Consider the following 20,053-nt stretch of genomic DNA (forward strand, 5'->3'; position numbering starts at 1 on the left):
TCACTGAAAGTTGTTTTCAGTGAGTTTTTTATGGTAAAGAAATAAGTAAATTAAGTAGTTTTAACCTTTCCTTTCTCCAGTATACTTTTGATCATAAAGAATAATCCGAGAAGAACAAACGGAATACTCAGAAGCTGTCCCATATTTAAGGTCATCCCATGTTCGAATTCTACCTGATCCACCTTGATAAATTCAATCAGGATTCTCATAATGAAGATCAGCAGAATGCTTATTCCGAAATAAAACCCTTTTCCGATCTTAAAAATATTCTTCCTGTAGATCAAATAAACAGAAAGGAAAATGATAAAATAAGAGATGGCCTCGTAAAGCTGGGCCGGATGTCTCGGAAGATCATCAACCTGACGGAAGATAAAAGCCCATGGAACATCAGTAGGAATTCCTATAATTTCAGAATTCATAAGATTGGCCAGCCTGATGAAAGTACCACCCAGCGGAAGTACAATCGCTATGGCATCCAGAACGGTCATGAATGGGATAGAATATTTTCTTGCATAGATAAGAAGCATAATCACCAGACCAATACCGCCGCCATGGCTGGCAAGACCTGCAAATCCCGTAAAATGATAGACACCATCCGGCCCTTTCTGAATCGGTAAAAATATTTCAAGCGGATGCTGTGAATAATAATCAAAATCGTAAAAAAGGCAGTGTCCCAGTCTTGCACCCACCAGAATCCCGATCAGGGCGTAGGAGAATAAAGCCTCATGGGCTTGTGAACTAAGGCCTTCTTTTTTATAAATTCTTTTTAAAATATTAAGTGATAAAACAAGTCCCGCAAGGAATAATAATCCGTAATATTTTATGGGAAGTCCTAAGATATTGACGATTTCGGGATTAATATCCCAGTTGATATATAATAAATTCATTGCTGCAAAGATAAGAAAATAGGATTTTCCGGGGAGAATGGTACTGCTCAGGAGTTCTATGATCTGAGTCATAAAGCGTTAGCGCGATGTTGTCTACATTTGATACTACACACACCACAAAATTTAATAGTATGAAATTCATTGTATCATTCATTGTACTTGCCGGCTTTTTTGTCGTCAGCTGCAGCAAAAAAGAACCTCAGACACAACAGACCAATACAGATACCATTATGGCATCTGACAGCCTTGTTTCAGGCTCTGCCCGGATTTCACCGGATTCGGCAGATCAAACACCAACGGTGGACAGCTCTGCGTATGACGTAGATTCTATTAAAAAAAGTAAATAATCATATTTACAGCCACTGACGTTTTAAAAGACGGGACTGATCTCTGTTAAAAAAGGATCAGTAGAGAATTCTATTAAGAAAATAAACCAGAAAAGCATGATTCATTAACCCATAATAATACTGTTATGGCCGATATCTCATTATTTAAAGAAACCGGGATACAGATTACCCTACTAATTACTTTAATGGTCATTGTAGCCGGCCTTGTCATCGTTGTTCTTAAGTTTTTATCCATCTATGCTAAAATATTAAGACGGAAAGAATCTGCCGAGACCAAAAAAGAAATAGAGAATCTTACCCCGGAAGAAGTAGCCAAATATGAGCAAAGGGAAAAAGAACTCAGCTTCAGACTGCCGGAAAATGAGCTTTCTGGTACTTTACCTCCTGCAGATACAAAAGGCGTTGTACAAAATATCAATTCTGTAGAAGAGCTGAGGGTATTTCCTGACAAAAGAAGAACATCCTCTTTTCAGAAATATATTTCCCCTGAGTTGAACCGTCTGATTCTTTATTTCCTGGGGACCGCTATTTTTTGGCTTGTATTGGGAACAACTTTCGGCTTGTATGCAGGGATAAAGCTTGTGGCTCCAGATATAGAGCATACCAACTGGTTCAGCTATGGGAGGCTCAGGCCGGGACATACCAATGCCGTATTCTGGGGCTGGGCATCTTTGGCCATGCTGGGGTTTGCACATTATGTCATACCACGGGTAAGTAATGTGGAAAAATTTAATATAAAACAAGGCTATCTCTCTCTTATTCTGGTTAATGCAGCAGTTCTTGCCGGGACAATATCTGTTCTTGCCGGGGTAAATAACGGAGGTGGTGAATACCGGGAATATATCTGGCCGATTATGATTACTTTCGGAATAGGTGTAGCCCTTTCCCTGCATAATTTCTTTAAACCTATCGCACACAGAAAAACCAAAGAAATTTATTTGTCTAACTGGTATATCGTATCAGGAACAATGTTTATTGTTATTGTGATTGTCATTGCTTACATTCCTATCTGGCAGGACGGAGTAGGAGAGACCATTATTCAGGGATATTATATGCATCAGGCTATCGGAATGTGGTTTATGATGATCAATTTGGGATTGATGTATTATTTTTTGCCGCAACAGCTCAATAAGCCTATTTATTCCTACAGCTTAGGGATTTTGGCTTTCTGGACCCATACGTTCTTTTATACCCTGATCGGAACCCACCATTTTATTTTCAGTGCGATTCCCTGGCGACTGCAGACAACGGCTATCATTGCAAGTGCGGGAATGCTGATTCCGGTGGCTGCAGGTACAGCCAACTTCCTTTTGACATTTAATGGCGCATGGTATCAGCTTAGAACAAGCTATACGCTTCCGTTTTATTTTATGTCTATCATATTTTATTTTACAGGATCATTCCAGGGAACAGTGGAAGCGTTCAGGTATACCAATCTTCTCTGGCATTTTACGGACTTCACCGTAGCGCATTCACATCTTACCATGTACGGGATTATCACATTTATGCTCTGGGGATTTTTTTATACGCTGGTTCCGCGGCTTACAGGAAAAGAACCTCCGAAACTTTTAGTGGGAATTCATTTCTGGTTTGCACTGATTGGATTGCTGTTTTATGTTATTGCTTTAATGATTGGCGGAACACAGACGGGAGAACTCTGGATCAGGAAAAAACCTTTTATTGAAGGAGTGATCAATATGGCTCCTTTCTGGCTCTGGCGGGCTATCGGAGGAACATTGATGTGGGTGTCACATTTGATCTTTGCTTATAATTTCTATAGAATGGTAAGAAAAGAAGATCAGGTTAGAATTCCCGGAACGCCTGCAGAAATTCTTGCAGCGAAGAGACAATACGGAAATACAGAGTTTAATACGTAAAGATCAGCATCATGATATTTTTAAATGACCATCGAATCCTTTTTGGCTCTGCACTTTTACTTTTTGTTTCGCTTACGCTTTATATTGCCATATTGCCTGCTTTGGATAATCAGAGGATTAATAAACCTTTGCTAAGACAGTCGAAAATTCTGACAAAAGAAGAACAGGCTGGTAAAAGAGTCTATATAGATAACGGCTGTATTGCCTGCCATACCCAGCAGGTAAGAAATGTAGAAATGGATAATGTTTTTGGGAAAAGACCAAGCATACCTGCAGATTTTGCCATCAATACCCGTACAGATTTCTGGAGAAATACAGCCAATCTGATGGGAACCCAGAGGACAGGGCCAGACCTTACCAGTATCGGTGAAAGACAGCCCAGTGCAGAATGGCATCTGATTCATCTCTATCAGCCGAGAGCAGCAGTTGAAGAATCAGTAATGCCTGCCTATCCCTGGCTTTTTATAGAGAGGGATTATCTTCAGCCAGGAGATGTTGAGGTGAAAGTTCCTGAAAAATTCCGTCCCAGATATAAAAAAATTGTAGCGGGCCCGGAAGCCCTGTTGCTTGTTGCCTATCTGAAGTCCCTGAAACAAACAGATTATACAGACAAATCTATTGTTCCGGCTTTTCTCTATAAACAGAAAAAAGAAGAAGCTGCCCAGGGAGGCAATGCCGGTTTACCGGATGGAGAAGCACTTTTTACAGCAAACTGTGCCAGTTGTCATCAGGCGAACGGAGAAGGGGTTCCCGGTGCATTTCCGCCATTGAAAGGAAGTCCTGTTGTTGCAGGAGGAGATCTTGAATTATATGTCACCATCATCATGAAAGGCTATGACCCGAGACCGGAGTTTGCAACGATGCCGCCGGTGGGTATCAACGCTAATTTTACACCTGAAGATGTGGCTGCAATTATGAATCATGAGCGGACAAGCTGGGGAAATAATGCTAAAAAGGTAACCGCTGAAGAAGTGAAAACCATAATGGATAAAATAAAATGACAATGAGAGATTTTTTTAAAAATATAATCATACTGTCTGGAATAATGTTTACAACCTATGTATCTGCCTGTGATGCCTGTAAACTCCAGCAGCCCGAGGTGACAAGAAACTTTACCCACGGAACAGGTCCGGAAAGTAACTGGGACTGGTTTATCGTAGGATTTGTCGTATTGATAACTGTACTGGCTTTTATACTTTCTGCCAAATATCTGTTCAGACCTGGTGAAAAAGATAAATCCCATATCAAATACTCCGTTTTTTCAGGTGAAAATTCAAGATCATGACTAAAGATAAAAGCAAAGTTTTTTTATTTATTGATGATGATCCGGCTCCCATTGCAGAACTGGATACTCCCATTGTTTTTGATCTGGATACCCAAAAGCTCACAGATGGTGACCATACCCTTAAAATCATAAGCCATTCACCATCAGGAAAAGAAGGGATCAGGAGAATACAGTTTACCGTAGCCAATGGCCCGGCAATACGGATAGAAGGCCTTAAAAATAAAGATGTGGTGGACGGTACGCTTTCTTTAATGATCAATGCTTATGATAAAGGAAATCAGAAAAGTTTTCTGATCAATGGGAGTGAAACACCGCAAACCATTCCTTTCTGGATATGGATCATTGTCATCGTGTTTGCAGCATGGGCAATTTATTATGAAATAACAAGTTACAATATTCAGTAATGTAGTCTTACCGGGGCTTTGTGTAGAAACCGTGATAAGAACAATAAAAATGCTGGAAAGAAGTAATACGGTTAAAATTGAAAACCGTAAGATCTTGTTTTAGTTTATAGATTATAGAGATTAATGTTGAAAACCGGTCATATGGAGCAATCTGTATGACTTGTTTTGACATAAGTAATTTTAAAAATAATAGTTATGATTAAAGATATTTTAGACAGATGGCAGGACTGGCCGGTGTATGTTAAAGGAACTGCTTTTTTAGGTATTGCAGGGCTTACCGTATTTTTTATCCGGAATGTACAGAATAAAGAGATAAAAGTACTTCAGGAAAGGCTTGATGAATTGATGGCAGCAAGCAAAGACTCCCATAAAATAAAAGAAATACAACATCTTACAGAAGATGAACTGAAACAGCTTTATAAATTTTATGACGACCTGGAAAAACAGCGCAGAGAAAAAAATATTCCTGATAACGACAGGCCGGAAAATCAGCACATGGCTTACCATAGATATAAATAGATGATCATAGAGGTATATAATATCTCATGAAAATGGACTTCATAAATCATGCCTCATGAAAAAATATCAGACACTGGCCTATGTTCAAATGATTTATTTTCTGCTTACCATAATATGGCCATTTGTACACCTTGAAAGCTTTTTGGAAATTACGGGTCCCAAGACGGATATATGGCTGGTAAAAACGGTCAGCTTACTGCTTTTTCCTTATATCCTTCTTATTGTATATGTAGTAAAAATAAAGCAGAGCCCTTTGGTTATTCTCGCCATCATGCTCTGTTGTGCCGGGCTGGCAGGGATTGACCTTTATTATTATCTGAACAATGTGATCAAATGGACTTATATGATAGATTGTATTCTTGAAATACTATTTATAGTTTACTGGATTTTTATACTGAAAGTGGTATCAAAAATAAATCCCTGATCATCAGATAAACTATTAAGCCTTTACCAATCATGAAATGTGGTAATTTAAATTGATTCTTGACGAAATATTGGGTAACTTTAGCCTGCCACCAAAAAGAAAAGTTATGCATCATCAGCTGGAAAAACATTATGTAAACAGGGTAGGCTGGCTTAGGGCAGCTGTATTGGGAGCCAATGACGGATTGTTATCCACCACAAGTATTGTCATTGGGGTTGCGGCTGCAGAACCGGAACGTCATATCATTATCCTTGCCGCATTAGCAGGTATGATTGCCGGGGCAATGTCTATGGCTGCCGGTGAGTATGTTTCTGTAAGCTCCCAGGAAGATACAGAAAAAGCAGATTTGCTCCGTGAAAAGCGTGAACTTGAGGAAATGCCGGAAATAGAGCTTAGAGAACTGGCCAAAGTGTATGAAAAAAGAGGCTGTACCCAGGAAACGGCAATGCAGGTAGCTATCGAACTTACAGAACACGATGCGCTTGGAGCACATGCCCGTGACGAACTCGGAATTAATGAAATAACACAGGCCAAACCTTTGCTGGCAGCAATGGCTTCATTTGGTTCATTTGCTGTGGGAGCTTTATTGCCTTTTACCGTTTCTCTTTTGGCACCACTCAAACAAATGGTGTATTTTCAATATGGCTTTTCAATCATCTTTTTAATGCTTTTGGGTGCAATTTCTGCAAGAGCAGGAGGCTCCAGCATTAAGATAGCGGTACTAAGAATCTGTTTCTGGGGAACCGTTGCGATGGGAATTACAGCATTGGTAGGGCATATTTTCGGAGTTAATGTGGCATAAATGTCAGATAAAATGATTTTTGTTGTGAGATTAATAAAAATCCGTATATTTGCCGAGCAAAAAAAGAAAATGAACTTATCTAACCTTAAAAAAGCAAAGAAACAGAACTTACGTCGAACGTCGTGAGTCATTTTCCTTTGGTTAGAAACTAAAATATATCAGGAGCTTGTCATCACGACAAGCTCTTTTTTTTTGGAAAATATTTAACAATTTATATCTATTATGAAAGTATTAAAATTTGGAGGAACTTCAGTAGGAAGTCCGGAGAGAATCGAACAGTTATTACCGATCATCAGATCTCAGGCAGCAGATAAACACCTTGTTGTTTTATCAGCTGTTTCCGGAACTACAAACGATTTGGTAAAATTATCGGAGCTGTATGAGAACAAAGATATTGAAGCCGCTTACCAACATATTGATGTACTGTACGACAAATACAAAAAATTTGTCAATGAGCTATTTAAAACTGAAGAAGGTATTTCAGAAGCATTACTATTCATTGACAAAATATTTGATCTGTTTTATCAGTTTAAAAATAAAAACTTTAACTCCAGTGCAGAGCGTGTTATTCTGGCTCAGGGAGAAATTATTTCAACAACGCTTTTCCATTTACATTTAAAAGAAATTGAAGTTCCGTCAGTATTATTGTCAGCGCTTGATTTCATGCTGATTGATGAAGATAAAGAACCGAATATCGATTACATCAGAGAACATGCAGAGCGTAAAATTGCAGAATTCCCGGAGGAAACCTTATTTATCACCCAGGGGTACATCTGCAGAAATGCTGAGGGTGAAATTGATAATTTACAAAGAGGAGGTTCAGATTATACCGCTTCATTACTAGGGGCAGCACTGCAGGTTGAAGAAATCCAGATCTGGACAGATATTGACGGATTCCATAATAATGATCCGAGATATGTTCAAAATACAAAATCTATTGCCAGACTTAGCTTTGACGAAGCTGCCGAATTATCCTATTTTGGAGCTAAAATTCTTCATCCGCAAAGTGTTTTTCCGGCAAGAAAATATAATGTTCCCGTAAGATTGCTGGATACGATGAATTTAAGTGCATCCGGAACTTTGATCTCCGGAGAAGCTACCAATCAAAATCAGATTGTGGCTATAGCAGCAAAAGATAATATTACGGCAATCCGTATTCAGTCTTCCCGAATGTTGATGGCTTACGGATTTTTAAGAAAGGTTTTTGAAGTTTTCGAACGCTATAAAACCCCTATTGATATGATTACTACTTCTGAAGTAGCTGTTTCACTTACCATAGACCAAACCGATTATCTTTCTGAAATTGTGAAAGAACTGGAATCTTTCTCAGCCGTTGAGATTGATAACGAACAGTCTATCGTTTGTATCGTAGGTGATTTCAGAAAAAACAACAACGGATATGCTACGATTGTTTCCGAGGCGGTAAAACATATTCCGATCAGAATGATTTCTTACGGAGGAAGTGAAAATAATATTTCACTGCTTGTTTCATCTGCGTATAAGATAGAAGCCTTGAGATCCCTTCATAACAGATTGTTTTAAGAATTAAGTAAGTATGATTTAAATAATTGAAATAACCCAGACTACATCCCATGGTTATTTCATGTGAATGTTTTTAAGCAATGAATCCCAGGCTACAGGCTGGGATTTATTATGAAATGAAGTCACCATGACATGAAAGACATAAACCGTAACGGAGAATAAGATTGGGCTTAGAATCATCTGCAAAGGGATATTTTTGTATATTTAATTATATACTATTAAAAATATTAACTAATACTTACAGATAACCTAAAGAGCGAATAGTATAAGCCATGCAGTACAAAAAAATAAAACCTTGTAAAGAATTAGAACCTTTTATTCATTTCTATTGGGAATTGAAAGAAAATCTGATAGAAAAACAATGGGAAAGGGTTTTCCCGGATGGCTGCGCAGGTATACTGATAAATTTGGGAAATAAATGTTTAACCGATAATGGCCTTTTCTCAATGGAATCAGGAAAGACTTATGTGGTCGGGGCCATGAATTCTTTCAAGGATAGTTTTATTGACAGCGAAACCCATTTAGCAGGCGTGTGCCTGAAACCTGCCACTTTTTCAAATTTTTACAGCTATGCCTCACAAAATGAATTGACAAATACTACTGTTGAATTTGAAAAGGGCAAGTCGTTTAATGTTGAGAAAACATTAGACAACCCTTTCCATTATTTTGACCAGTTTTTTTCCGATAGACTAAAAAACAAAAATATCCGGCTGCAGGAAGTTCTTAATCATATACATTCAACAAACGGAAAAGTAAGTATTAACGAGCTGGCCAAAATACATTGTACTACTGTAAGACAGCTGGAACGGAATTTTAAAAAACTCATCGGATTATCACCCAGGGAATATTCAAATATTATCCGGTTTCAGTATGCTATGAGTTTGATTAAAAGTTCAGATCAAAACCGGAGCTTATTGGAAATTGCGTTTGAATGCGGCTATTATGATCATTCGCATCTTACCAATGAAATCAAACGAAATACGGGACTTGCACCTTCATTGCTTTAATTTGTCGCATTTTTACAAAGTGCAGATCGTTGTGTAGAAATAAATTTGCTGCTATATTAAAACTAAAATCAATGCGAAAACTATCACTTTTTATTGCTATGAGCTTAGATGGCTATATAGCCCAGCCCAATGACGACCTGAGCTTTCTGAAAATCGTTGAAAAAGAAGGTGAGGATTACGGCTATGCGGACTTTACTGCCGGAATTGACACTGTAATTGTAGGTAGGAAAACCTATGATTATGTGATGAAAGAAATTGGCCCATCTCATTATGACAACGGCCAGCGGGATGTTTACGTAATCACAGGAACAACAAGGCCGAAAGAGGGCAGAACGACTTTCTACACAGGAGATATAACAGAATTGGTTAACCATTTAAAATCCGGGGAAGGAAAGAATATATATTGTGATGGTGGTGCTGAAGTAATCAATGAGTTATTGAAGCATGATCTGATAGATGAATTTATTATTTCTGTGATCCCGGTGTTATTAGGCGGCGGAACAAAGCTTTTTAAAGATGACCGCCCCGAGCAGGCACTTGAATATATTACTTCAAAAACATTTGAAACCGGCTTGATACAGCTGCATTATAATAGAAAAAAAGAATAGTTTTCCGATAAAACTGCGATAAGTAAAATGGGTATGGTTTTTAAAAATTTAATATATATTTAAGTGTCTAAATTTTTCCTATGCTTAAAGACTTTGAATTTTATCTGTTCCTCGTTTTCTTAATTACGATGCTGATCATGCTGGCTAATAAGATTAAAGTAGCATATCCGGTTTTGCTGGTATTGGCCGGACTCGTCATCAGTTTTATTCCCGGAGTGCCGCCCGTTAAAATAGAACCTGAATTACTATTTATCATCTTTTTACCTCCTTTGCTATACGAAGCTGCGTGGTCAACCTCATGGAAAGAACTTTGGAGATGGCGCAGGATTATTTTCAGCTTTGCTTTTGTAGTTGTTTTCTTTACTGCATTGTCCGTTGCAGCTTTTGCCAATTATTTTATTCCCGGGTTTTCTCTGGCTCTTGGTTTTCTATTGGGTGGGATTGTTTCTCCACCTGATGCCGTGAGTGCCGGAGCAATTCTGAAATTTGTAAAGGTTCCGAAAAGGCTTTCTTCCATTCTGGAAGGGGAAAGTTTGCTGAATGATGCTTCTTCTCTGATTATTTTCAGGTTTGCTATGATTGCTGCTGCAACCGGACAGTTTGTGTGGCATGAAGCAGCCGGAAGTTTTGTATGGATGTGCTTCGGAGGTGTGGGAATCGGGCTTGCAATTGCATATATCTTTCTGAAAATACATAAGATGTTACCTACCGATTCAAATATAGATATTCTGCTGACTTTTATTGCTCCTTTTTCTATGTATCTGGCTGCGGAACAACTGCATGCATCAGGAGTCCTGGCAGTGGTAACCGGAGGGCTGTTTCTTTCCTATCGGAGCCATGATTTTCTCAGCAGTGCGTCGCGGATACGTACGGTAACAGTTTGGGAAAGTCTTTGCTTTCTGTTAAACGGAATTGTTTTTATGCTTATCGGGTTAGATTTGCCGGAAATTGTTTCAGGCTTAGGCGACACAGATATTTATACAGCGATTGGCTATGGAATTGCAGTGACGATAGTCTTGATTATTGTCAGGATTTTAGCAGGATATGGAGCACTGGTTACTACCTTAATTATGAGAAATTTTATTACCGTTGCGGATCCACAGTCGCCAGGTTGGCAAACTCCCCTGATTATTGGATGGACGGGCATGCGGGGAGTAGTTTCCCTGGCGGCAGCACTTTCCATTCCTATGACTTTAGATGATGGATCTCCGTTTCCACAAAGAAATATGATCCTGTTTATTACATTTATTGTGATTCTGGTAACGCTGCTTTTGCAAGGACTTACGCTTCCTTTTCTACTTAAAAAATTTCCGCCGGTAGACCGTGATTTCGTAAGAAGTGCAAAAGAGATCGATTATGACATTCAGAACAGTCTGGCAAAAGTAGCGCTTGATAAAATCCGAAGCGACTATGCTGATAAAATAGACAGTTTTCCGGCGTTGAAAGATCAGTTACAGAAATATGAAAATCAGTTGAGCAGTTCTGAAATTATTTTAAATTACGAAGAATACAGACATATTTATATTGACATTCTCGACACCCAAAGAAGCTGGCTTATCCATAAAAACCGTGAGGAATTGTTACTGGATGAAAATATTATCAGAAAACATCTGAGACTATTGGATTTGCAGGAGGAAAGATTGAATATGAAAGGCTGATAGTATTTAAGTCACAATTAATTCTGTTTATAAAGAATCCGTTTTCACGAGTTAGGAACGGACTCTTTTTTATAATTTTTATTGAGTCTCCTTTCACAGACATAGTTCAGATAAATGATCCTCACACTACATTGTTTTTCTTAATCAGTTATTTTTAGAGACTGAATTTTTCTGCCGGCAATTTCAAAATAATCAGATTATACTGAAAATAAAGGTTAGATAATTCAAAAGTAGGTAAAAGCTTCTTATAACGGGGGTGCATTTTTGTGAGGTGGAATCGTTGTTAACATTAAGCTTTAGATCGGATATGTAGAATTTTTTTTCTTTTTTATATTTTTTCTCTTTTGATTTTCAACCTGTTATTATGATGATGTATTTTTGATGTACTTGTGATTTTGAACTGAAGACTGGTTTGGACGTACTTTTGACCGGAATTATTTAAAATCCGATTTTATGAAAAAAAAAATTTTATTATTAGCCATTCTATTTGTTTTTGTTAAGGCATATTCACAAACCGGGGTTAATACCTCTTCTCCTAGTGCAGCGCTTGATATTCTCAGTAAAGGGACTACCAGCGCAACCAAAGCCCTGGAGGTTAATGACAGTACTAATAAAGAATTGTTACGCGTGCAAGATGATGGAGGAGTACGGTTTGAAAAATACAAAAATATCGGGGTATTAGGTACGGATGCTAACGGTTTTCTGGTAGATGGAAGCAACCTGAATATTCCTTCTATTTCTACAATAGGTTTTGCTAATGCATCTGCTAATCAAGCAGGAGGTTTCACTTATACAGTAACTTTTACGCTTAATAAAAATAATGCAGCCAATTTAACCTATAATAATGGCTCTTTTACCATAAATAAAGCAGGATATTATAATTTTTCAGTATTTGTAAAATATGACATTTCCATGAACTCCCCCTCAGGAGGATCTGCTACAACAAGCCTCTCTAAAAACGGCTCTATGTTTTCATATAATCTTTCGGGGCATGTAGATGGAACAGTAGATATAGGACATAACCTGACAGGAACACAGTTTTTTAATGTTGGAGATGTTGTTAAAGTTACAGCAGCTTATAGCAGAGTTTTTAGAATGGTTCAGGGATCAGTTACTATTGTATATTATGGTACTTAAGGTATTGAGTGAGGAACATTTCAATGAGTATAATTTTTAAATCAAAAACCTCTGAAAATCAAATGATTTCAGAGGCTTTTTGTACCCAGGACCGGGATCGAACCGGTACTCCTAAGAACTGGTGTTTGAGACCAGCGCGTCTACCAATTCCGCCACCTGGGCTTGATGTTGAGTTCAAACGTGATGTTTGTTTCAAATTGGTGTGCAAATATAGGAACTTTTTTCAATGTTCAAAAGCTTTTTGAAGAATTTTTTTAAAAATTAAGTTCCAAACCATCGTAGGCAAGGTGTATTCCGGCCGGAAGCTCCTTATCTTCAATGTCATGCAGTCCCAGATGATGGCTGATGTGGGTTAAAAATAATTTTTTAGGTTTTAGCTCTTCAAATAATTTAATCACATCCGGAAGGATAAAATGGGCAGGATGGGGATCAAATTTTCTGATACAGTTTAAGATCAGGACATCCAGATTCCTGAGTTTTTGCTTTTCCGTTTCAGAAATAAACCCGGCATCCGTAATGTAAGCCAGTTTTTTAAACTTATATCCGAAAACGGTAATTTTATAGTGAATCACCTCCACAGGAGTGATTTCTATGTCCAATACCTCAAAAGGCTTATTTTCTATTTCGTGTAGCTCAAAAGCGGGTGCGCTGGGATATCTTACATCCGCAAAAGCATAAGGAAATCTGTTTTTTATCTCATGAGCCACCCTTGAATAGCAGTACAACGGAACATCTTTTCCACTTTTAAATATCAGGGGCCGCATATCATCCAGCCCGATCACGTGGTCATTATGTTCATGGGTAATCAGAGCAATGTCTACAGTATGTTCATGGTTGGTAAGCATTTGCTGCCTGAAATCCGGTCCGCAGTCGATCAGTATTTTTTTATTTTCGTCCGTGGTAACCATCACGGAAGAACGTAAACGTTTGTCTTTGGGATTTTCTGAAGTACACACTTCACATGTACAGCCTATAACGGGTACACCTTGAGAAGTACCGGTTCCTAAAAATTTCAACTTCATTTTGTTTTGAGGTTGGTTTAATTTTGGTAAATTTACAAAAAATTTCATGTCCTAATGTATCAGAAACTAACTCCTAAACAAAAAGCATTAACAATTAATCTAGATCCTACTATTTATGGTACTTTCGCAGAAATTGGAGCAGGGCAGGAGACTGTTCGCCACTTTTTTAGAGCAGGGGGAGCTTCCGGTACGATTGCTAAGGCAATGTCTGCTTATGACAAAGATTTTAGTGATGCCATCTACGGAAAAGAAGTAAAAAACAGGTACGTTACCCAGAACAGGCTTCGCAAAATGCTTCGATATGAGGTAGCTTTGATTGAAGAGAGAATTTCAAGAGATAATAATCCGGATAGAAAATTCTTTTCTTATGCCAACACGGTAACAACCATCAATTTTGACAAAACTGTAAAAGGCCACGGCTGGGTGGGAATCCGTTTTCAGACTAAAGAAAATGAAGATTACAACGAAATTGTAATCCATGTCAAATTCAAAGAAAATGATGCTACTCTTCAGCAGGAAACTTTAGGGAATCTGGGAGTGAATCTTATTTTCGGAGCTTTTCATTATTTTGACAATCCAAGAACTTTGGTAGAATCTCTTTACGATGATATTGCTAAAGATAATCTGGAAATTGATATGATCGACTTCAGCGGACCTGCTTTTGCCTATGTTGATAACAGACTGATGTCCCTTCAATTGGTAAAAAATGGAATGACCGATGCGGTAATCTTCAATTCTCAGGGGAGTAATATGCTTCCGGCAGATGTATTGTATAAGAAAAATATTTTCGCGGTAAGAGGAAGTTTCAGGCCGGTAACGAAAGTGAACATTGACATGCTTAAAAATGGGATGGATATGTTCTTCAAAGATGCTACCTGTACTCATGAAGAAACAGAAGTTCTTATTGAAATCACCATTTCCAATCTGAGAGCAGACGGAGATATCGACGAAAGGGATTTCCTGGATAGAGTAGATATTCTTGGAAAACTTGGTTACACCGTTATTATTTCAAACTTCTCCGAATATTACAGGCTTATTGATTACTTTGCTTCTTATACAAGCGGAGATATCGGAGTAGCGATGGGGGTAAATAACATGCTGATGGTATTTGACGAGAAATATTATAAAAACCTTTCAGGAGGAATTCTTGAAGCATTCGGTAAGTTTTTCAGAAATGGAATGAGAGTATATCTGTATCCTTACAAAGATCCGGAAACTCATCAGTTACTGGATTCTTCCAACCTGAAAGTGGAAGAAAATCTGAAAGAACTATACAAATACTTCAAACACAACAACCGTATCGTAGATATTACCAATTATAATCCTGAGTTTTTGGAAATTTATTCCAGAGAAATCCTGAGAAAAATTGCATGTTGTGTGAAAGGCTGGGAAACCCAGGTACCGGAAGGCGTAGCAGAAATGATTAAAGAGCGTGGAATGTTCGGATATAAAGAAGAGCTTTCCCTAAAACAATTCTCTTAAAAATATAAATACAATGTCAGAATTAAAGAAAAGACTTTCCTCAATTCTTGAAAGTCCTAAGCATAATACAGAAGAAAAACTTGAAAAAGTATGCCACCTGTTGGATCAGGAAATTCCTTATTTCAACTGGACAGGGTTCTATTTCAAAAACGGAGATAAGGATGAATTGATTTTAGGTCCTTATGTAGGAGCACCTACCGACCATACTATTATTCCTTACGGTAAAGGAATCTGCGGTCAGGTTGCCGTTTCCAATGAAACATTTGTTGTTCCTGATGTGCATGAGGAAAGCAATTATTTAAGCTGCTCCATTGATACGAAAGCAGAAATTGTAGTTCCTATTTTTAAGGATGGAAAAAATATCGGACAGATTGATATTGATTCTCATACCATTGATCCTTTCACGCAGGAAGACCGTGAATTATTAGAATGGCTTTGTAATGAGGTTTCTAAGATTTTATAATCAAAACTTACTATATAAAATATAAACTCCGGCTCATCTGCCGGAGTTTTTTATGGATTGTTGGTGGTGATCACAAACATAATTAAAGGCTCATCTCCCGTGTTTTCAATAGAATGATAGCCTATAGAACTGATCGCTGTAATATCGCCTTTCTGCAGCACTTTCCTGCGTATGGGTCCTTCTGTTCCGGTTCTTTCACGATATTCTCCGGTTCCGTGCACCACAACGTACAGCTCCTGTTCATTTCTCAGATTGTGCGTATGAAATCCGGATTCATCCCCTTTATTCAATAAAGCCATATAGGCAGCCAGACGATTGTTGGCTAATTCTTTCTGATCGAACATTTGTATCATATACACAGTTCCGTTTCCTCCATACATGTTTTCACGTTTTTCCAGTCGTGTAATGGTTCTTTCCTCTTTTTCAAACGCCATTACATACAAATGAATATATTTTGAAACTTCCTGTATTACGTGATCAAATTCTGCTCCTTCAGATAATATAATTGTACCGGACATATAAAGTTCAATGTTTAAAGTTTAAAGTTTTGGGGTTAAAGTTGATGGTGAAGAATTAGCTTTGCTGCATGAGGTGAATTTCGGCCAGCAATTCTTTGAAATAATTTTCACATTTGGCAATATGGGTTCCATACCATGAAAAGGCTTCACCATCTACAATCATAATCTTTTTATCCGGATAGAAAACCTGCAGTTCTTCAATATGTTTTTCTTTAAACGGAAAAGGTTCAGATGAAAGCATAATGACATCAGCTTCTGCCAGATCTTCAGTAGTGATCTGGGGATAACGGGTTTTATCTTTAAAAATATTTTCAAAACCAATTTCAGATAAAATCCTGTGGATGAAAGTGTCAGAACCAATGGTCATATAAGGATTTTTCCAGATAAGATAAGCTGCTTTTACAGGAGATTCCAGTTTTGCCTGATTCAGAACATCATAAATTTTAAGATTGAAAAGCTGCGCTCTGTCTTCCTTTCCAAAAAGTTTTCCGAGGTTTTTAAGCAGGTAATAATTATCCTCAATAGTATCAATATTGGTGACCATTACCTTGTGCTCATCCATCAGAGCTTCCACCTGATCTTTTACATTCTCTTCCTTATTGGCAATAATAAGATCCGGCTGTAATGCTTTAATTTTTTCAATATTAATATTCTTAGTTCCGCCGATTATGGGTACATTTTTTATTTTATCCTGAGGATGAATACAGAATTTTGTTCTTCCTACCACTTCATTTTCGGTCAGTCCAAGGTCAAATAAAGCCTCAGTAATAGAAGGTACAAGTGAAACGATTTTCATATTGGCATGTTAGATGATGCCTAAAATTACAAAAGTTTTCCGGTTAAGAAAAGTCCGGCTACGGTAAAATAGATAATAAGCCCGGTTACATCCACTAATGTTGCTACAAACGGTGCAGAAGAAGTAGCAGGGTCAAGATTTAATTTCTTTAAAACAAACGGGATCATAGAACCTGATAACGTTCCCCACAAAACAATGGCAATCAAGGAAACAGAAACACTCAATCCTACATATACCCAATACTGGCCGTAATCAAACAAGCCAATTTGCTGCCAAAGCATGATTCGTATAAACCCAATAATTCCCAAGATGGCTCCAAGACATAATCCGGAGATAATTTCCTTTTTCATGACATACCACCAATCTTTCAGATTGATTTCCTGAAGAGCCATAGCACGGATAATCAGAGTAGCTGCCTGGGATCCTGAGTTTCCTCCACTGGAAATGATCAGTGGTACAAATAGAGCAAGAACAACGGCTTTTTCAATTTCCTTGTCAAAATATCCCATTGCAGAGGCAGTCAGCATTTCCGAAACAAACAGAATGATCAGCCAGGTGGCTCTTTTCTTGATCATCTCAGTCCATGAAGTCTGGGTGTAGGGAAGATCCAATGCTTCCAATCCTCCGAATTTCTGGATATCTTCCGTATTCTGCTGTTCAATCTGATCGAGAATGTCATCAATAGTCACAATTCCTACCAGAACACCTGCTTCTGTAATAATAGGAAGAGCACCACGGTCATACTTTTCGAAGTAGGTTACGGCATCCTCTTTGGAAGTTGTCGTTGTAATGGCTACAAAATGGTTATCGGTGATATCAGAAACCAGAGTGTCTTCTTCTTCCAGCAGCAAAGTTCCGATGGCAAGGTCATCAATCAGGCGGTTTCTTTCGTCTACCACGTACAGGTAGTTCATGGTTTCCACTCTCTTTCCTACCTTTTTGATCTGCTGAAGACATCTTTTTACCGTCCATTCCTTACGGATCTGTATATAATAAGGGGTCATCAGACGGGCAATCGAATCCGAATTGTAGCCAAGAAGCTTTAAGGCAATCCTTCTTTCCTGCGGATTAAGATGGTTGATGGAATACTTGATCAGCTCATCCGGGAAATCCTCGAAAAGGGACGTTCTGTCATCCGGAGTCATGGCATTCAGAATTTCAGACACTTCATCGCTTCCGATACTTCTGATGGTTTCTTCCTGGAAATCAGGATCAAGGTGTGAAAATACTTCTGCTTTGTATTCTTTCGGAACCTTCAGAAACGCGAGCAGCCTCTCATCAGCAGGAAGTTCGCTGAGAGTTTCAGCAATATCGGCAGGGTTGAAGATAAGTTCGTCTCTAGAATTCAAAACGTGAAATTTTTTGGATATGCAAAAATAATTCAAATTTTTAAGACTGAGCAATAAACTGACAAAATTAAGGATTAATTAAAGTTTATGGCTTCAGTATAAGAGCAAAAAAAACACCCGCCGAAACGGATGTGCAAAAATTAAATTTTAAATTCCAATATTCTTTACATTGGTTCGCATTCTGAGGTGGGAATGTAGATGCAGACAGCATTTGTACAGCATTGGTATGGTCCGCAATCTGAGTTGTCACCACACTTTTTTATTCCACTTCCTTTAATGTTTTTTTGTTCCAGCCTGCTGAGCTTCTTAAGATTTAAATTCTTCATCATGTATGATCATTTAAATTAAGGCTCAATCATACAGTCGTGATCAAGGCATTCTCCATTACAGCAATATCCGACAGAACAAGGTCTTGTGATGCTGCATCTGAACGGTCCGAGACCGCCATTAATTTGCTTGGCAGCTTCTCTGCTGAGTTTTTTTAGATTTTTCATAGCGTTATAGTTTAGATTTTAATGTCAGACTAAAATAGTAAATATTTCTATATTAATCATTTGTAGGTGAAAATATTTTATTACGAATCAGGGTTTTGTTGATATGTTAAATAAAAACACCTACGAATGCAGGTGTCTGTAATGGTCATATTTACTCCAGAGGACATGGATCGATAACACAGGTGTTGTGACAACATGACCCGCCCGGACATTCATAATGTTCTGTACATCTTTTGAAAGGTCCGCTGCCTTTAATTTCCTTTTGCACTTGTCTGCTGAGTTTTTTTAGATTTTTCATGAGATTTGATTTTTAAATGATTTAGTTTTATTCTTTATTCAATACAGATGAAGGGAGAACAGATTCCGAAACAGCACCATCCTACAGTACAAGGATTGGTTTCGCTGCATCTTTCCATAGATCCTCCATTAATTTGTTTTGCTTTTTCTCTGCTGAGTTTCTTTAGATTTTTCATAAGATTTTGGTTTTAATGTTGGTCTAAAATAGTAAAAAATATTTAATAAATCCTTATTTAGTGAAAATATTTAATTGTTAATCAGTTATTTATAGTGTGTTTTAAATAAAAAACACCTGTTCGTAAGAGATAACAAGTGCTTTATGTATGTGAAAATATTTATAATGCAGGGCAGGGAAATACTTTATGAAAATATAAGGATGAATGATAAGTGATAGAATCTTCCTGACAAAATTCACCATTGACTTGCGAAGCAAAATTGACCTTTGATGATATAAGGCTGTATATTCCAACCTTAAACCAGGAACTTTAAACATTGAACCTTAAAGTTCCGCTTCCGTTGGCTTAAGCTTTCTCAGTTTTTTGATGATTCCTTTTATGGCACCTTCAGTACCTATTTTGACAGAATTGGTTGTGGATCCCAGCAGGCGCATGTTTTTCCGGTAGGTATCGTGATCGCTTTCGGTGACAAGATTGCCGTCAGCACCAAAAAGCTTCATACTTACCACCACCTGATTGGAGAAAACATACTTTCCAAATCCAACTTTGAAATACCTCACTTTAGAAACAATGGCAAAATCTGCATCATTGTTGAGACAGTAATCTACGATAGTCTGTTTATCAATGCTGTCATAGGGAACCTGAACTTCTGCACGGAGCATTTTATTTTTTCTGCCGCTGAAATTATCGGTTACGGCATCGAAGAAAGCGTTATTGGTAGGGTCTTTTATTTCGTCAATATCAGGCTCTACCTCGGGATTGAAGTAAAGAACTTTTTTTATTTTATCATCGGCATTTTTCTGGGCTTTTACCGTTGTAAACCCGATGAATAAAAAAGTAGTAACCGCTGTAAAGAATATAATTTTTTTCATTTGTAATTCGAATGCAAAATTACTGCCTTTTCGTTGGATGGCATACAAATTATTAAGAAATTTTTAACATTTTTTTCTATCAAATTT

At 37.8% G+C, this 20,053-nt stretch carries 24 protein-coding genes and 1 tRNA gene; 15 read left to right on the forward strand and 10 right to left on the reverse strand.

Annotated features, from left to right (window positions below):
* Positions 1-50: 50 nt before the first annotated feature.
* Positions 51-887: a prolipoprotein diacylglyceryl transferase gene (gene lgt / locus DEU40_RS06995; protein WP_110009176.1), complete on the reverse strand. Its 837-nt coding sequence runs from the start codon at positions 885-887 to the stop codon at positions 51-53.
* Positions 888-1,018: 131 nt separating this feature from the next.
* On the opposite strand from lgt, the gene DEU40_RS07000 reads away from it, so the two are divergent.
* From DEU40_RS07000 to DEU40_RS07060, 13 genes are all read left to right on the forward strand, one after another.
* On the forward strand, positions 1,019-1,234 hold the full coding sequence (locus DEU40_RS07000; RefSeq protein WP_110009177.1) for a hypothetical protein: 216 nt from the start codon (positions 1,019-1,021) through the stop codon (positions 1,232-1,234).
* A 125-nt stretch (positions 1,235-1,359) separates the two neighbouring features.
* Entirely contained in the window at positions 1,360-3,111 is a 1,752-nt protein-coding gene (locus DEU40_RS07005) for a cbb3-type cytochrome c oxidase subunit I (RefSeq protein ID WP_110009178.1), read from the forward strand.
* A gap of 11 nt (positions 3,112-3,122) precedes the next feature.
* Positions 3,123-4,112 (forward strand): cbb3-type cytochrome c oxidase subunit II, encoded by a 990-nt coding sequence (locus DEU40_RS07010; RefSeq protein WP_110009179.1) that lies wholly within the window; start codon positions 3,123-3,125, stop codon positions 4,110-4,112.
* Positions 4,113-4,114: 2 nt separating this feature from the next.
* Entirely contained in the window at positions 4,115-4,396 is a 282-nt protein-coding gene (locus DEU40_RS07015; protein ID WP_228406460.1) for a hypothetical protein, read from the forward strand.
* On the forward strand, positions 4,393-4,800 hold the full coding sequence (locus DEU40_RS07020) for a cytochrome C (protein WP_110009181.1): 408 nt from the start codon (positions 4,393-4,395) through the stop codon (positions 4,798-4,800). The genes DEU40_RS07015 and DEU40_RS07020 overlap by 4 nt, the downstream gene beginning before the upstream one ends.
* 195 nt (positions 4,801-4,995) lie before the next feature.
* Positions 4,996-5,319 (forward strand): low affinity iron permease family protein, encoded by a 324-nt coding sequence (locus DEU40_RS07025; RefSeq protein ID WP_110009182.1) that lies wholly within the window; start codon positions 4,996-4,998, stop codon positions 5,317-5,319.
* A 55-nt stretch (positions 5,320-5,374) separates the two neighbouring features.
* Entirely contained in the window at positions 5,375-5,743 is a 369-nt protein-coding gene (locus tag DEU40_RS07030; RefSeq protein ID WP_110009183.1) for a hypothetical protein, read from the forward strand.
* A gap of 106 nt (positions 5,744-5,849) precedes the next feature.
* The gene (locus DEU40_RS07035) at positions 5,850-6,545 is read left to right on the forward strand and encodes a VIT family protein (protein WP_110009184.1); all 696 of its coding nucleotides are present in this window, start codon (positions 5,850-5,852) and stop codon (positions 6,543-6,545) included.
* 222 nt (positions 6,546-6,767) lie between these two features.
* The gene (locus DEU40_RS07040) at positions 6,768-8,087 is read left to right on the forward strand and encodes an aspartate kinase (protein ID WP_110009185.1); all 1,320 of its coding nucleotides are present in this window, start codon (positions 6,768-6,770) and stop codon (positions 8,085-8,087) included.
* Positions 8,088-8,359: 272 nt separating this feature from the next.
* Entirely contained in the window at positions 8,360-9,094 is a 735-nt protein-coding gene (locus tag DEU40_RS07045) for a helix-turn-helix transcriptional regulator (protein WP_110009186.1), read from the forward strand.
* 71 nt (positions 9,095-9,165) lie between these two features.
* On the forward strand, positions 9,166-9,702 hold the full coding sequence (locus DEU40_RS07050) for a dihydrofolate reductase family protein (protein WP_110009187.1): 537 nt from the start codon (positions 9,166-9,168) through the stop codon (positions 9,700-9,702).
* 80 nt (positions 9,703-9,782) lie between these two features.
* Complete coding sequence (locus DEU40_RS07055; protein ID WP_110009188.1) at positions 9,783-11,360, forward strand: Na+/H+ antiporter; 1,578 nt, start codon at positions 9,783-9,785, stop codon at positions 11,358-11,360.
* Positions 11,361-11,813: 453 nt separating this feature from the next.
* A complete protein-coding gene (locus DEU40_RS07060; protein WP_110009189.1) occupies positions 11,814-12,497 on the forward strand; it encodes a hypothetical protein in 684 nt (227 codons plus the stop codon).
* An 82-nt stretch (positions 12,498-12,579) separates the two neighbouring features.
* Here the strand turns inward: DEU40_RS07060 and DEU40_RS07065 are convergent.
* Positions 12,580-12,659 (reverse strand) — tRNA-Leu (locus tag DEU40_RS07065).
* Between the two features lie 92 nt (positions 12,660-12,751).
* Positions 12,752-13,519, reverse strand: a complete 768-nt coding sequence (locus DEU40_RS07070) for an MBL fold metallo-hydrolase (RefSeq protein ID WP_110009320.1) — start codon at positions 13,517-13,519, stop codon at positions 12,752-12,754.
* A 54-nt stretch (positions 13,520-13,573) separates the two neighbouring features.
* Between DEU40_RS07070 and DEU40_RS07075 the strand changes: the two genes are divergently transcribed.
* Together DEU40_RS07075 and DEU40_RS07080 are read left to right on the forward strand one after the other, a co-directional pair.
* Complete coding sequence (locus tag DEU40_RS07075; protein WP_079240911.1) at positions 13,574-15,001, forward strand: nicotinate-nucleotide adenylyltransferase; 1,428 nt, start codon at positions 13,574-13,576, stop codon at positions 14,999-15,001.
* A 13-nt stretch (positions 15,002-15,014) separates the two neighbouring features.
* Entirely contained in the window at positions 15,015-15,464 is a 450-nt protein-coding gene (locus DEU40_RS07080; RefSeq protein ID WP_062671360.1) for a GAF domain-containing protein, read from the forward strand.
* A 50-nt stretch (positions 15,465-15,514) separates the two neighbouring features.
* Here the strand turns inward: DEU40_RS07080 and DEU40_RS07085 are convergent, their stop codons facing one another.
* The 7 genes from DEU40_RS07085 to DEU40_RS07100 all read right to left on the reverse strand — a co-directional run bounded on the left by DEU40_RS07085 (position 15,515) and on the right by DEU40_RS07100 (position 19,966).
* A complete protein-coding gene (locus tag DEU40_RS07085) occupies positions 15,515-15,982 on the reverse strand; it encodes a cupin domain-containing protein (protein ID WP_110009190.1) in 468 nt (155 codons plus the stop codon).
* Positions 15,983-16,037: 55 nt separating this feature from the next.
* Complete coding sequence (locus DEU40_RS07090) at positions 16,038-16,778, reverse strand: ABC transporter substrate-binding protein (protein ID WP_110009191.1); 741 nt, start codon at positions 16,776-16,778, stop codon at positions 16,038-16,040.
* 26 nt (positions 16,779-16,804) lie between these two features.
* Positions 16,805-18,127 (reverse strand): magnesium transporter, encoded by a 1,323-nt coding sequence (gene mgtE, locus DEU40_RS07095; RefSeq protein WP_110009192.1) that lies wholly within the window; start codon positions 18,125-18,127, stop codon positions 16,805-16,807.
* Positions 18,128-18,471: 344 nt separating this feature from the next.
* Positions 18,472-18,621, reverse strand: coding sequence for a bacteriocin-like protein (locus DEU40_RS22350; RefSeq protein ID WP_181397941.1), 150 nt, complete (start codon positions 18,619-18,621; stop codon positions 18,472-18,474).
* Positions 18,622-18,772: 151 nt separating this feature from the next.
* Positions 18,773-18,919 carry a bacteriocin-like protein gene (locus DEU40_RS22355; protein WP_171006356.1) on the reverse strand — a complete coding sequence of 49 codons (147 nt, stop codon included), beginning with the start codon at positions 18,917-18,919 and terminating at the stop codon, positions 18,773-18,775.
* Between the two features lie 34 nt (positions 18,920-18,953).
* On the reverse strand, positions 18,954-19,094 hold the full coding sequence (locus DEU40_RS22360) for a bacteriocin-like protein (protein WP_171006355.1): 141 nt from the start codon (positions 19,092-19,094) through the stop codon (positions 18,954-18,956).
* Positions 19,095-19,417: 323 nt separating this feature from the next.
* On the reverse strand, positions 19,418-19,966 hold the full coding sequence (locus tag DEU40_RS07100) for a pyruvate decarboxylase (protein WP_110009193.1): 549 nt from the start codon (positions 19,964-19,966) through the stop codon (positions 19,418-19,420).
* Positions 19,967-20,053 lie beyond the last annotated feature (87 nt).

It is taken from the genome of Chryseobacterium sp. AG844 (assembly GCF_003182335.1).
Classification (GTDB): domain Bacteria; phylum Bacteroidota; class Bacteroidia; order Flavobacteriales; family Weeksellaceae; genus Chryseobacterium; species Chryseobacterium cupriresistens.

Bases quoted from the DNA above. Each gene is read 5' to 3' on its own strand.
- lgt (WP_110009176.1), bottom strand. From the start codon at position 887: ATGAATTTATTATATATCAACTGGGATATTAATCCCGAAATCGTCAAT.
- DEU40_RS07000 (WP_110009177.1), top strand. From the start codon at position 1,019: ATGAAATTCATTGTATCATTCATTGTACTTGCCGGCTTTTTTGTCGTC.
- DEU40_RS07005 (WP_110009178.1), top strand. From the start codon at position 1,360: ATGGCCGATATCTCATTATTTAAAGAAACCGGGATACAGATTACCCTA.
- DEU40_RS07010 (WP_110009179.1), top strand. From the start codon at position 3,123: ATGATATTTTTAAATGACCATCGAATCCTTTTTGGCTCTGCACTTTTA.
- DEU40_RS07015 (WP_228406460.1), top strand. From the start codon at position 4,115: ATGAGAGATTTTTTTAAAAATATAATCATACTGTCTGGAATAATGTTT.
- DEU40_RS07020 (WP_110009181.1), top strand. From the start codon at position 4,393: ATGACTAAAGATAAAAGCAAAGTTTTTTTATTTATTGATGATGATCCG.
- DEU40_RS07025 (WP_110009182.1), top strand. From the start codon at position 4,996: ATGATTAAAGATATTTTAGACAGATGGCAGGACTGGCCGGTGTATGTT.
- DEU40_RS07030 (WP_110009183.1), top strand. From the start codon at position 5,375: ATGAAAAAATATCAGACACTGGCCTATGTTCAAATGATTTATTTTCTG.
- DEU40_RS07035 (WP_110009184.1), top strand. From the start codon at position 5,850: ATGCATCATCAGCTGGAAAAACATTATGTAAACAGGGTAGGCTGGCTT.
- DEU40_RS07040 (WP_110009185.1), top strand. From the start codon at position 6,768: ATGAAAGTATTAAAATTTGGAGGAACTTCAGTAGGAAGTCCGGAGAGA.
- DEU40_RS07045 (WP_110009186.1), top strand. From the start codon at position 8,360: ATGCAGTACAAAAAAATAAAACCTTGTAAAGAATTAGAACCTTTTATT.
- DEU40_RS07050 (WP_110009187.1), top strand. From the start codon at position 9,166: ATGCGAAAACTATCACTTTTTATTGCTATGAGCTTAGATGGCTATATA.
- DEU40_RS07055 (WP_110009188.1), top strand. From the start codon at position 9,783: ATGCTTAAAGACTTTGAATTTTATCTGTTCCTCGTTTTCTTAATTACG.
- DEU40_RS07060 (WP_110009189.1), top strand. From the start codon at position 11,814: ATGAAAAAAAAAATTTTATTATTAGCCATTCTATTTGTTTTTGTTAAG.
- DEU40_RS07070 (WP_110009320.1), bottom strand. From the start codon at position 13,519: ATGAAGTTGAAATTTTTAGGAACCGGTACTTCTCAAGGTGTACCCGTT.
- DEU40_RS07075 (WP_079240911.1), top strand. From the start codon at position 13,574: ATGTATCAGAAACTAACTCCTAAACAAAAAGCATTAACAATTAATCTA.
- DEU40_RS07080 (WP_062671360.1), top strand. From the start codon at position 15,015: ATGTCAGAATTAAAGAAAAGACTTTCCTCAATTCTTGAAAGTCCTAAG.
- DEU40_RS07085 (WP_110009190.1), bottom strand. From the start codon at position 15,982: ATGTCCGGTACAATTATATTATCTGAAGGAGCAGAATTTGATCACGTA.
- DEU40_RS07090 (WP_110009191.1), bottom strand. From the start codon at position 16,778: ATGAAAATCGTTTCACTTGTACCTTCTATTACTGAGGCTTTATTTGAC.
- DEU40_RS22350 (WP_181397941.1), bottom strand. From the start codon at position 18,621: ATGAAAAATCTAAAAAAACTCAGCAGAGAAGCTGCCAAGCAAATTAAT.
- DEU40_RS22355 (WP_171006356.1), bottom strand. From the start codon at position 18,919: ATGAAAAATCTAAAAAAACTCAGCAGACAAGTGCAAAAGGAAATTAAA.
- DEU40_RS22360 (WP_171006355.1), bottom strand. From the start codon at position 19,094: ATGAAAAATCTAAAGAAACTCAGCAGAGAAAAAGCAAAACAAATTAAT.
- DEU40_RS07100 (WP_110009193.1), bottom strand. From the start codon at position 19,966: ATGAAAAAAATTATATTCTTTACAGCGGTTACTACTTTTTTATTCATC.